The sequence below is a fragment of the Streptomyces sp. AcH 505 genome, from assembly GCF_000818175.1.
GTDB lineage: Bacteria > Actinomycetota > Actinomycetes > Streptomycetales > Streptomycetaceae > Streptomyces.
The window spans coordinates 4332095-4344565 of record NZ_JTIY01000001.1; the positions used below are offsets into that span (position 1 = coordinate 4332095).

The following is a 12471-nucleotide window of genomic DNA, read 5'->3' on the forward strand; positions in this document are numbered from 1 at the left end:
CGCCGCCGTCGCGCTGGGCGCGCTCGTCGCGCCGCCCGACCCGGTCGCGGCGACCGCCGTCGCCGGATCGCTGGGGCTGCCGCGCCGGCTCGTGTCGATCCTGGAGGGCGAGGGGCTCTTCAACGACGTCACCGCGATCGTGCTCTACCACGTGGCGGTCCTCGCTGCCGTCAGCGGCAGCTTCTCCTGGCCGCACGCCGTGGGGTCGCTGGTGCTCTCCGCCGTGGTGGCCGTCGCCGTCGGGCTCGTGCTGGGCTGGGTCTCCAACAAGCTCATGGCACTGCTCGGCGACGCGACCCTGCAGATCGGCCTCACGCTGCTGGTGCCGTTCATCAGCTACGTCCTCGCCGAGGAGCTGAGCGGCTCCGGTGTGCTGGCCGTGCTCACCGTTGCGCTGTTCCTCGCCGAGCACACGGCGGACGCCGACGACGTGATGGGACGGCTCGCGGGCAACTCGTTCTGGGAGATCGTCGACACGCTCGTCACCGGCGTCGCCTTCGGCCTCATCGGCCTCGAACTGCACAACGCGCTCGGCACCGCCGACAGTCACATGGCGGAGATGCTGGGCTGGGGCGGCGCCGTCGTCGTGGTCGTCGTCGGGGTACGGCTGCTGTATCTGCTGCCTGCCACCTGGCTCGCCAAACGACTGCACAAGCTGCGCGACTACGACGAGGACATCCCCGTCGGCTGGCGCGAGACGGTCGTCATGTGGTGGGCCGGTATGCGCGGTGTCGCCTCCGTCGCGCTGGCGCTCGCCATCCCGCTCAAGACCGACGACGGCAAACCGTTCCCGGGGCGCGACGAGATCATCTTCATCGCGTTCGTCGTCATCATGGCCACGCTCGTCATCCAGGGGCTCACGCTGCCCTGGCTGGTGCGCAAGCTGGGCGTACGCGCCGACACGGACGCCGAGCGGGAGCTGGAGCACTCGCTGGCGATCCGGGCCGCCAGGGCGGCGCGGCGCAGGCTCAGGGAGATCGACGCCGCCGAGGAACTGCCCGAGGAGATCAGCGAGCGGCTGGCGCGCGCGGCGATCGACATCGGGGCGCGGATCAGCCCGCTGGTCGTCGACGACGAGCGGCGCGATTGGTTCGCCAAGCGGCAGGACTACCTGAAGACGCTCCAGCGCGTCCAGCGGGACATGATGTCGGCGGCCCGCCACGAGATCCTGGCGGCCCGCAACGAGCCGGGCGCCGACCCGGAGGTCGTGGACAAGGTGCTACGCCACCTGGACGTCCGCAGCATGCGCTGACCCGGCGCCCGCGCGCCGGGCCAGGTCAGCTCCCGGCCGCCCGCTTCAGCCGCGACCCGTGTCCGGGGCCTGGGCCTCGACGCTTTCGCGTTCCTCGCGGCCCTCCCGCTGTGTCGGCGGGCGTCCGCCGTTCGACGGGAACTGGCCGTCGGGGGACGGCACAGGCGCCGCCGCCATGGCGACCCTCGGCAGTGCGTACGGGTGGTCCTCCGCCAGCCACGCGATCAGCTGCTCGCGTACCGCGCAGCGGACCGTCCAGATGTCGTCGGCGTCCTTGGCCGTGACGACCGCCCGCACCTCGATCGTCGTCGGACCCGTGTCCGTGACGGCCAGGCTCCACGTACGGCCGTCCCACGCCTCGCACCCGAGCAGGATCTCCTCCAGCTTCTCGCGCATCAGCGGCACCGGGGCCGAGTGATCCAGCTGGAAGAAGACCGTGCCGGTCATCTGCACCCCGCCGCGCGACCAGTTCTCGAACGGCTGGCTGGTGAAGTACGACACCGGCATCGTGATGCGCCGCTCGTCCCAGGTCCGCACGGTGAGGAAGGTCAGCGTGACCTCCTCGACGACACCCCACTCGCCGTTCACCACGACCGTGTCGCCGATCCGCACCATGTCGCCGAAGGCGATCTGGAAGCCGGCGAAGAGATTGCCGAGGGTGGCCTGCGCGGCGACACCGGCGACGATCCCGATGATCCCGGCCGACGCCAGCATCGACGTACCGATCGCGCGCATGCCGGGGAAGGTGAGCAGGATCGCGGCGACCGCCACGATCACCACGACCGCCGTGACGATCCGCATGATCAGCGTCACCTGGGTCCGCACCCGGCGCACCCGGGCCGGGTCGCGGGTCGCCGACGCGTAGCGCGTGTACGAGGACTGGACGACGGCGGACACGATCCGCACCACCAGCCAGGCGCTCGCGCCGATCAGCACCAGCGTCAGCAGCTGCCCGATGTGCGCCTGGTGGTCCTGGATGACCTGCCACTTGACTGCGCGGTAGGTGCCGCGCAGCAAGGAAGTGAGCAGTACGACCAGGAGCGGTGGCTGGCAGCGGCGCAGCAGCCCCCACAGCGGGGTCTCGCGGTGCCGCTCGTCCGCGCGGCGCAGCAGGACGTCCACGCCCCAGCCGAGCAGCAGCGCGAGGACGACGGACCCGCCGATCACGGCCAGCGGTCGCAGTACGTTCTCCATGTCTCCCTCGATCGTCGTCCCCGTTCCGGGCTGGCAGGATGGCCGGATGGACATCATGCTTTTCCATTCGGCCCTCGGGCTGCGCCCGGCCGTGCACACGGCAGCCGAGCGGCTGCGCGGGGCCGGGCATTACGTGCGCGTGCCCGACCTGTACGAGGGACAAACCGCCGGGACGGTCGAGGACGGCATGGCGCTGAAGGACAAGATCGGCAAGGAGGAGCTGCTGCGGCGGGCCGTCCTGGCCGCGGCGCCGTACTCCGAGCGCGGTCTGGTCTACGCCGGGTTCTCGCTCGGCGGCTCGATCGCACAGAACCTCGCGCTCGGCGACGACAAGGCGCGCGGCCTGCTGCTGTTGCACGGGACGTCGGACATCGCGGAGAACGCGTCGGTGGACGAGCTGCCCGTACAGCTGCACGTGGCCGAGCCGGACCCGTTCGAGACGGACGACTGGCTGAACGCCTGGTACCTGCGCATGCGGCAGGTCGGCGCCGATGTGGAGATCTACCGGTACCCGGGGGCCGGCCATCTGTACACCGACCCCGAGCTGCCCGACCACGACGCCGAAGCGGCCGAGCAGACCTGGCGGGTCGCGCTGGGTTTCGTCGAATCGCTCTGAGCGACCCCGAGGAGCCGGCCCGCCAGGGCCCGTCCGGTGGCAGGCTCAGCCCAGGGCCTCAGCCCAGGGCCTCAGCCCAGGGCCTCAGCCCAGGGCCTCAGCCCAGGGCCTCAGCCCAGGGCCTTCGTCAGCGCCGCGTTGAAGTCCGCCACCGTCATCGGCGGGTTCTGGCTGCCGTCCGAAGCGGTGAGCGTCTTGCCGTCCATCTTGAAGGTCGGGGTGCCCTGCACACCGCTCTTGTCGAAGGCGGCCGACATCTTCATCGCCCAGGCGTCGTACGTCCCGTCCTTGACGGCCTTCTGGAACGCCGCGTTGCCCTTCAGCTCCGGCACCGTGTTGGCCACCTGGATCAGATAGCTGTCCTTGGCGAACTTGTCCTGCGTTTCCTCGGGGTGGTACTTCGCCGAGTAGAGGGCCGTCTTGTAGTGCATGAAGGCGTCCGTGCTGACGTTGAGCGCGGCGCCCATCGCGGACAGGGCGTTCTTCGAGCCGACGCCGTTGCTGCTGTTGTCGATGAAGGTGGCGCCGACGTACTGGATCTTGAACTTGCCCGCGTCGAGGTCGTTCTGGACGGTCGAGCCGACCGTCTGCTCGAAGCTCGCGCAGATCGGGCAGCGCGGGTCCTCGAACGTCTGCAGGGTCTTCTTGGCGGTGGACTTGCCGATGACGACGGTCGTGCCGTCCGTGCCCGAGGTGTGGGCGGGCGCGACGACGTTCGTCACCTTCTTCGCCGCCTCCCAGTGGTCGGGCTTGTTGGACTGCACGACGGCGAAGCCGACACCTGCGGCTATCGCGAGGACCACGACGACCGAGCCGCCGACGATGGACTGCCTGCGGACCTTGTCCTTGCGCGCCTGCCGCTCGCGCTCCTCGCGCAGCCGCTCGCGGGCGGCAGCCTTGTTGGACTGGTTGTTGCGTGTGCTCATGGGGGTTCACTCCGTGTGACGTACTGAGGTACTGAGAGAAGAGGGACGCGGGGGAGCTGCGGCTCAGACGGAGCCCAGCGCGAGACGCGGAGGTCCCCGCCGTCCTACGGAGTGCACGAGAAGCCGGGTACGGGAGAAGCGCGGGCGGTCGGCCGGGCGCGCCCCGCGCCGGACGGCGCCGCGCACCGTGCCCGCCACGCCGGCCGCGGTCAGCAGCGGGCGGAAGGCGAGGGTGGCGACGGCGCGTACCAGCGAGGCGAGGGCCGACTCGCCGTGCCGCAGCCAGTAGGCGGCGAACATACCGACCGAGACATGCACGGCGAGCAGCAGCCAGGGCAGCGCCGGGTCGGGCGAGCTGAGCAGCGCTGCGATGCTGCCGCCGGGGGAGGCCACGCCCGGCAGCGGGGTGCCGACGGCGCCGCCGCACAGGACGTCGAAGCCGACGGAGCGCAGCGACCCGGCGACGGGCCCGCCCGCCGGGCCGTAACAGACGTGCTGGCCCGCGGTGAAGACGGTGTCCGCGGCCAGTTCGAGCGGGACGAGCAACGCCGCCGTGCGGCCGAAGCTCCGCTCACGGCCGCCGGTCGCGTAGGCGAGGGCGAAGACCACGGCGCTCAGCCCGGCGACGACGGACAGCGGAAGCGGCGCCCGGGAGAGCAGCACGTGCGAGCCCGCGGACAGCGTCACGACCAGTGCCGTGAAGAGTGCTGCCCGCGCCGCCCTGAGCTGCGTCCCGGATATGTCCATCGTCGCCGAGTGTGCCATGGCGCCCTGTATGCCCGCCCTAAAGGAGCGGGTGAGAAAATGCTGAGAGCTTCGGCGCGCGGCGGGCCGTTACGGCGCCAGCCGGCCGTTGCGGAAGAGGTCCACGAAGATCTGGTGGTCGGCCCTGGCCCGTGCCCCGTAGGCGTGGGCGAAGTCCACCAGCAGCCGCGCGAAGTTCTCCTCGTCGCCCGCGATGGCCGCGTCGATGGCCCGCTCGGTGGAGAACGGCACCAGAGTGTGACCACTCTCATCGTCGGCGGCCGCGTGCATCGTGGCCGTGGCCCTGCCGAGGTCGGCGACGACCGCCGCGATCTCCTCCGGGTCGTCCAGGTCCGACCAGTCGAGATCGACCGCGTACGGGGAGATCTCCGCCACCAGCTGGCCGGCGCCGTCCAGCTCGGTCCAGCCGAGCCACGGGTCGGCGTGCGCCTGCAGGGCCCGCTGGGAGATGACCGTGCGGTGGCCCTCGTGCTGGAAGTAGTCCCGTACGGCGGCGTCGGTGATGTGCCGGGAGACCGCCGGGGTCTGCGCCTGCTTCATGTAGATCACGACGTCGTTCTCCAGCGCGTCGCTGTTGCCCTCCAGCAGGATGTTGTAGGAGGGCAGGCCCGCCGAGCCGATGCCGATGCCGCGCCGCCCCACCACGTCCTTGACGCGGTAGGAGTCGGGCCGGGTCAGGCTGGAGTCCGGCAGGGTCTCCAGATAGCCGTCGAAGGCGGCCAGGATCTTGTAGCGGGTCGCCGCGTCCAGTTCGACCGAGCTGCCGCCGGGCGAGAACCGCCGCTCCCACTCGCGGATCTCGGTCATCGAGTCGAGCAGTCCGAAGCGGGTCAGCGAGCGGGCCGAGCGCAGCACGCCGAGCAGCGGGCCCTCGGCGGTGTCCAGCGTGAAGGGCGGCACCTCGTCGTTCTTGGCGCCGGTGGCCAGGGCGTGGATCCGCTCCCGGTAGGCGCCCGCGTAGATCTCCACCAGTTCGGTGATCTGCTCGTCGCTGAACGCCTTGGTGTAGCCGATCAGCGCCAGCGAGGCGGCGAGGCGCTGGAGGTCCCAGGTGAACGGGCCGACGTACGCCTCGTCGAAGTCGTTGACGTTGAAGATCAGCCGGCCGTTGGCGTCCATGTACGTGCCGAAGTTCTCCGCGTGCAGATCGCCGTGGATCCACACCCGGGCGGTCCGCTCGTCGAGGAACGGGCCGGCCGCCCTGCTGCCCGCACCCTCCTTCTCCAGGTCGTTGTAGAACAGGCACGCCGTGCCCCGGTAGAAGGCGAAGGCCGAGGCGGCCATCTTGCGGAACTTCACCTGGAAGGCTGCTGGATCGGCCGCCAGAAGCTCGCCGAACGCGGTGTCGAACACGGCGAGGATCTCCTCGCCGCGTCCCTCGTCAGCTGCTTCAACGGGTCGCGGGACCGACATCGCTGGGTGCCTCCTGGGCGGGATGGTGGGTGTTACGGGCCCGGCAAGGGCCCCGGAATGCGCAACGCACGACGGTACTCGCGAGTGCCCGGGAGTGCCCGCGTCTGTCGGTCCCGAGTCGTAGACTTCCACGCTGTTCCCCCCTGCCGTTCGTTGGAGGCCAGCACCGTGACAAAGCCGCCGTTCACGCACCTGCACGTGCACACCCAGTACTCGCTCCTGGACGGTGCCGCGCGGCTCGGCGACATGTTCAACGCGTGCAAAGAGATGGGGATGTCCCACATCGCCATGACGGACCACGGGAATCTGCACGGCGCGTACGACTTCTTCCATCAGGCGAAGAAGGCGGACGTGACGCCGATCATCGGCATCGAGGCGTACGTGGCGCCCGAGTCGCGGCGCAACAAGCGCAAGGTGCAGTGGGGCCAGCCGCACCAGAAGCGTGACGACGTGTCGGGTTCCGGCGGTTACACGCACAAGACGATCTGGGCGTCGAACGCGACGGGGCTGCACAACATCTTCCGGCTCTCCTCCGACGCGTACGCGGAGGGCTGGCTGACCAAGTGGCCGCGGATGGACAAGGAGACCATCGCCAAGTGGTCCGAAGGTCTGATCGCCTCCACCGGCTGCCCGTCCGGCGAGTTGCAGACCCGGCTGCGGCTCGGCCAGTTCGACGAGGCGCTGAAGGCGGCCTCCGAGTACCAGGACATCTTCGGCAAGGACCGGTACTTCCTGGAGCTGATGGACCACGGGATCGAGATCGAGCGGCGCGTGCGTGACGGGCTGCTCGAAGTGGGCAAGAAGCTCGGGATCCCGCCGCTGGTCACCAACGACTCGCACTACACGTACGCCAACGAGGCAACGGCGCACGACGCGCTGCTGTGCATCCAGACCGGCAAGAACCTCTCGGACCCGGACCGGTTCCGGTTCGACGGCACGGGCTACTACCTGAAGTCGACCGACGAGATGTACGCGGTCGACTCGTCGGACGCCTGGCAGGAAGGGTGCGCCAACACCCTGCTGGTGGCCCAGCAGATCGACACCGAGGGCATGTTCCAGGAGAAGAACCTGATGCCCAGGTTCGACGTGCCGGACGGCTTCACCGAGGTCACCTGGTTCAAGGAAGAGACGATGCGGGGGATGGCCCGCCGCTACCCGAACGGCATCCCCGAGGACCGGCAGAAGCAGGTCGAGTACGAGATGGGGATCATCATCGAGATGGGCTTCCCCGGGTACTTCCTGGTGGTCGCCGACTTCATCATGTGGGCCAAGAACAACGGCATCGCGGTCGGCCCCGGCCGTGGCTCGGCGGCCGGCTCGATCGTCTCGTACGCGATGGGCATCACCGACCTCGACCCGATCGAGCACGGCCTGATCTTCGAGCGGTTCCTCAACCCCGAGCGCATCTCCATGCCGGACGTCGACATCGACTTCGACGAACGCCGGCGCGGCGAGGTCATCCGGTACGTGACGGAGAAGTACGGCGCCGACAAGGTCGCCATGATCGGCACGTACGGCAAGATCAAGGCGAAGAACGCGATCAAGGACTCCGCGCGGGTGCTGGGCTACCCGTACGCGATGGGTGACCGGCTCACCAAGGCGATGCCCGCCGACGTCCTCGGCAAGGGCATCGACCTCAACGGCATCACCGACCCCAAGCACCCGCGCTACGGCGAGGCGGGCGAGATCCGGGGGATGTACGAGAACGAGCCGGACGTGAAGAAGGTCATCGACACGGCGAAGGGCGTCGAGGGCCTGGTCCGGCAGATGGGTGTGCACGCGGCCGGCGTGATCATGTCCAGCGAGACGATCACCGACCATGTGCCGGTGTGGGTGCGCCACACCGACCAGGTGACGATCACCCAGTGGGACTACCCGAGCTGCGAGTCGCTCGGCCTGCTGAAGATGGACTTCCTGGGGCTGCGCAACCTGACGATCATGGACGACGCCGTCAAGATGGTGAAGGCCAACAAGGGCGTCGACCTGGACCTGCTGGCCCTGCCGCTGGACGACCCGACGACGTACGAGCTGCTGTGCAGGGGCGACACGCTCGGTGTCTTCCAGTTCGACGGCGGGCCGATGCGCTCGCTGCTGCGGCTGATGAAGCCCGACAACTTCGAGGACATTTCCGCCGTCTCCGCCCTGTACCGGCCGGGCCCGATGGGCATGAACTCGCACACGAACTACGCCCTGCGCAAGAACGGCCAGCAGGAGATCACCCCGATCCACCCGGAGCTGGAGGAGCCGCTGCGTGAGGTGCTCGGGCTGACCCACGGCCTGATCGTCTACCAGGAGCAGGTGCAGAAGGCCGCCCAGATCATCGCCGGGTACTCGCTCGGCGAGGCCGACATCCTCCGTCGCGTGATGGGCAAGAAGAAGGCCGACGAGCTGGCCAAGAACTTCGTCCTGTTCCAGGCCGGCGCCAAGAAGAACAACTACTCGGACGAGGCCATCAAGGCCCTGTGGGACGTGCTGGTCCCGTTCGCCGGCTACGCCTTCAACAAGGCGCACTCGTCCGCGTACGGCCTGGTCACGTACTGGACCGCGTATCTGAAGGCGAACTACCCCGCCGAGTACATGGCCGCGCTGCTGACGTCCGTGAAGGACGACAAGGACAAGTCGGCCGTCTACCTCAACGAGTGCCGCCGGATGGGCATCAAGGTCCTGCCGCCCAACGTGAACGAGTCCCAGTCGAACTTCGCGGCGCAGGGCGACGACGTGATCCTCTTCGGCCTGACCGCCGTGAGGAACGTGGGCACCAACGTGGTCGACTCGATCATCCGGTGCCGCAAGGCCAAGGGGAAGTACGCCTCCTTCCCCGACTTCCTCGACAAGGTCGAGGCGGTCGTCTGCAACAAGCGCACGGTGGAATCGCTGATCAAGGCGGGCGCCTTCGACGAGATGGGCCACACCCGCAAGGGGCTGGTCGCCCATCACGAGCCGATGATCGACAACGTGGTCCAGGTCAAGCGCAAGGAGGCCGAGGGCCAGTTCGACCTGTTCGGCAGCGGCGAGGAGGAGAGCAACGAGCCGGGCTTCGGGCTCGACGTCGAGTTCTCCGACATCGAGTGGGACAAGTCGTACCTGCTCGCGCAGGAGCGGGAGATGCTCGGGCTCTATGTCTCCGACCACCCGCTGTTCGGCATCGAGCATGTGCTCTCCGACAAGTCGGACGCGGCGATCTCGCAGCTCACGGGCGGTGAGCACGCCGACGGCGCGGTGGTGACCATCGGCGGGATCATCTCCGGGCTCCAGCGCAAGATGACCAAGCAGGGCAACGCCTGGGCCATCGCCACCGTCGAGGACCTGGCCGGCTCGATCGAGTGCATGTTCTTCCCCGCGACCTATCAGCTGGTCTCGACCCAGCTCGTCGAGGACACGGTCGTCTTCGTCAAGGGCCGGCTCGACAAGCGCGAGGACATCCCCCGGCTTGTCGCCATGGAGCTCCAGGTCCCCGACGTGTCGTCGGCAGGGACCGACGCGCCCGTCACCATCACCATCCCCACGGTGAAGGTCACCCCGCCGATGGTCAGCAGGCTCGGCGAGATCCTCGGCAGCCACCGGGGCAACTCCGAGGTCCGGATCAAACTCCAGGGCGCCCGGAAGACCACGGTGCTGCGGCTCGACCGGCACCGCGTCCAGCCCGACCCCGCCCTGTTCGGCGATCTGAAGGTGCTGCTCGGCCCGGCCTGTCTGGCCGGCTAGCACCCCGCCCGGACGTACACGCGTCAGCGGTACGGCGTCAGTTGTGGCCGAAGCGCTTCTCGCGGCCCTTGTGCGGCACGTCCGACGGGGTTATGCGCGACTGCACCTGCTCCGTGCGGTCCTCCATGGACGACGACCGGTCCTGCTCGCCGGAGCGGTCCGACGACGGGGCCTGCTGCTTGCTGCGGTCACGGTTCTTGTTCTTGGCCATGGCGATGCCTCCTGTAGGAGTAGCTGGGGCGGATCGCGTTCAGACTCACATACAGGGCATATGGCCGCATTTTGGATCATTGCCGTGTGTAGTGGTGCCTCGTCAGCGGCCTGTCCGGCGATACGCCACGCCGATGATCGAGTTCCGGACGTTAACGCTCACGTGGTCGGGCAGACTCGAAGGAAACCTTCACCATCCCGATCCCGAGGTTCCCGAGAGAAGGTGGAACACGTGGACCGCTGCGTTGTCCTGGTGGACGCCGGCTATCTGCTGGGCGCCGCCGCGAGTCTCCTCGCCGGAGAACCGGCCCGCTCCCGCATCACCGTGGACCACTCCGCCCTCATCCAGGGCCTGCGCGAACGGGCAGAGCACGACACCGAACAGCCCCTGCTGCGGATCTACTGGTTCGACGGCGCCCCCGACCGGGTCCCGCAGCCCGAACACCGGCGGCTGCGCGTCATGCCACGGGTCACGGTCAGGCTGGGCGCTCTCACCCGCAGCGACGGGCGCTGGGCGCAGAAGGGCGTCGACGCGGCGATGCACGCGGAACTCACCGAACTGGCCAGAAACCGCGCCTGCTCGGACGTCGTACTTGTCACCGGTGACGGTGATCTGCTTCCCGGTCTGATGTCCGCCAAGGAGCACGGCGTCGCCGTCCACCTCTGGGCCGTCCAGGCCGCCGACGGCGACTACAACCAGTCGGAGGACCTGGTCGCCGAGGCCGACGAGCGGCGGGTCCTCGACCGCGCGTGGATCACCAAGGCCGTACGCGCCAAGGACTTCGGCGGTGTCTGCGCGCCCACCCCCGGCACCCGGCCCGAGATCGCGGCGATCCTCTCGGCGCCGCTGCCCGAATCGGCGCTCGCCGCCTCGGCGGAACGGGCCGCCGAGGCACAGACGGCGGCCGGGCAGAACGGCTCGTCGGCGCCGGCCGTCGAGCACACCCACGACCACGACCACGACACCGCCCAGCCGCACCCCGGCACCAAGGGCGTCCCCACCCCCAAGGACCTCGCGAGCCTGCGCGCCCCCGGCATCCAGCCCCCCGCCGAACAGCGCGGCCCGGCCGGTGCGACGCTGCGCTGGTCGTCCGACAAGGGCTGGGTCGAACGCCCCGGCGGCGGCCCGGCGGGCGAGCCGCCCGAGACCGCCTCACTGCCCACCCTCGCCCAGCTCACCAGCGCCGAACAGCGCTGGGCCGACCGCGAGGAGGACATCACCACCGTCGGCGGCGACCCCTTCGAGGTCGGCCAGGTCTTCGCCCGCCGCTGGATGGCCCGGCTGCCCGAGACGGCCCACGTGCAGGCGCTCTCCGTGATGTATCCGCGCATCCCGCACCGCATCGACGGCGAACTGCTCAGGTACGCGGCGCGGTTCGGGCTGCTCGCCCACAAGGACGACCAGATCGACGAGCACGACCGCTACGCCATCCGGGCGGGCTTCTGGCGGGAGATCGACGTCAGGGCAGCCGCCGAGCACGGGGCAGCACCCGAGTAGAAGCGGTACGCACCGGACAACGTAGGCTCGTACCTCGTGAGTACGGTGTGCGTGGTGCGCGATCTGGTGAAGACGTACCCCGCCGCGCGCGGCGGCCGGGGCACCCCGGCGACGCCCGAGGTGCGCGCCACCGACGGGATCAGCCTCGACGTGCGGCGCGGCGAGATCTTCGGCCTGCTCGGGCCCAACGGCGCCGGCAAGTCCACCCTCGTACGGCAGCTCACCGGACTGATGCGGCCCGACTCCGGCAGCGTCGAGATGCTCGGCCACGACCTGGTGCGCCATCCCGAACTGGCCTCCCGGCTCGTCGGCTACCTCGGCCAGGAGTCCACGGCGCTGGACGAGCTGACGGTGGCGCTCGCCGCCGAGACCACCGGCCGGCTGCGCGGGCTGACGCTGCGCGAGGCCCGTACGGCCCGGGACGCCGTCCTGGACGAACTGGGCCTGACCGAGATCGCCGGACGGCCCCTGAAGAAGCTCTCGGGCGGCCAGCGGCGGCTGGCGTGCTTCGCCACCGTCCTGGTCGGCGAGCGGCCCGTCCTGGTCCTCGACGAGCCCACCACCGGCATGGACCCGGTCGCCCGGCGCGCCGTCTGGGCCGCCGTCGACCGCAGGCGCGTCGAACAGGGCGCGACCGTCCTGCTCGTCACCCACAACGTCATCGAGGCGGAGACCGTGCTCGACCGGGTCGCCGTCCTGGAACGCGGCAAGGTCATCGCCTGCGACACCCCGTCCGGGCTCAAGGAACAGGTCGCCGGGGAGGTCAGGGTCGAGCTGATGTGGCGCGAGCGCGCCCCGCTCGACGTGCCCGAGGTGGCCGCCCTGCGCGACTCGGCGCAGGAGTCGGGGCGGCGCTGGGTGCTGCGGCTCGCCCCCGACGAGGCACGGGCCG

General features: G+C 69.8%; 10 protein-coding genes. 5 read left to right on the forward strand and 5 right to left on the reverse strand.

Annotation, left to right across the window (positions count from 1 at the left end):
- On the forward strand, positions 1-1252 hold a 1252-nt coding region (locus HY68_RS19830; protein WP_041990723.1), incomplete at its 5' end, for a cation:proton antiporter.
- 45 nt (positions 1253-1297) lie between these two features.
- Here the strand turns inward: HY68_RS19830 and HY68_RS19835 are convergent.
- Positions 1298-2446: a mechanosensitive ion channel domain-containing protein gene (locus HY68_RS19835; RefSeq protein ID WP_041990726.1), complete on the reverse strand. Its 1149-nt coding sequence runs from the start codon at positions 2444-2446 to the stop codon at positions 1298-1300.
- A gap of 46 nt (positions 2447-2492) precedes the next feature.
- On the opposite strand from HY68_RS19835, the gene HY68_RS19840 reads away from it, so the two are divergent.
- Positions 2493-3062, forward strand: coding sequence for a dienelactone hydrolase family protein (locus HY68_RS19840; protein WP_041990728.1), 570 nt, complete (start codon positions 2493-2495; stop codon positions 3060-3062).
- A gap of 110 nt (positions 3063-3172) precedes the next feature.
- Here HY68_RS19840 and HY68_RS19845 read toward each other — a convergent pair whose 3' ends face one another.
- The 3 genes from HY68_RS19845 to HY68_RS19855 all read right to left on the reverse strand — a co-directional run bounded on the left by HY68_RS19845 (position 3173) and on the right by HY68_RS19855 (position 6166).
- Positions 3173-3988, reverse strand: coding sequence for a thioredoxin domain-containing protein (locus HY68_RS19845; protein WP_041990730.1), 816 nt, complete (start codon positions 3986-3988; stop codon positions 3173-3175).
- Between the two features lie 63 nt (positions 3989-4051).
- Complete coding sequence (locus HY68_RS19850) at positions 4052-4735, reverse strand: hypothetical protein (protein WP_041990732.1); 684 nt, start codon at positions 4733-4735, stop codon at positions 4052-4054.
- Between the two features lie 87 nt (positions 4736-4822).
- Positions 4823-6166, reverse strand: coding sequence for a DUF2252 domain-containing protein (locus HY68_RS19855; protein ID WP_041990735.1), 1344 nt, complete (start codon positions 6164-6166; stop codon positions 4823-4825).
- A gap of 168 nt (positions 6167-6334) precedes the next feature.
- Between HY68_RS19855 and dnaE the strand changes: the two genes are divergently transcribed.
- Complete coding sequence (gene dnaE, locus HY68_RS19860; protein WP_041990737.1) at positions 6335-9871, forward strand: DNA polymerase III subunit alpha; 3537 nt, start codon at positions 6335-6337, stop codon at positions 9869-9871.
- Between the two features lie 37 nt (positions 9872-9908).
- Here dnaE and HY68_RS43875 read toward each other — a convergent pair whose 3' ends face one another.
- Complete coding sequence (locus HY68_RS43875; RefSeq protein ID WP_198533309.1) at positions 9909-10082, reverse strand: hypothetical protein; 174 nt, start codon at positions 10080-10082, stop codon at positions 9909-9911.
- Between the two features lie 222 nt (positions 10083-10304).
- Between HY68_RS43875 and HY68_RS19865 the strand changes: the two genes are divergently transcribed.
- Both HY68_RS19865 and HY68_RS19870 read left to right on the forward strand, forming a co-directional pair.
- Positions 10305-11579, forward strand: coding sequence for an NYN domain-containing protein (locus HY68_RS19865; RefSeq protein WP_078863687.1), 1275 nt, complete (start codon positions 10305-10307; stop codon positions 11577-11579).
- Positions 11580-11624: 45 nt separating this feature from the next.
- Positions 11625-12471 (forward strand): ABC transporter ATP-binding protein (locus HY68_RS19870; RefSeq protein WP_198533422.1); only part of this gene is annotated, 847 nt, incomplete at its 3' end.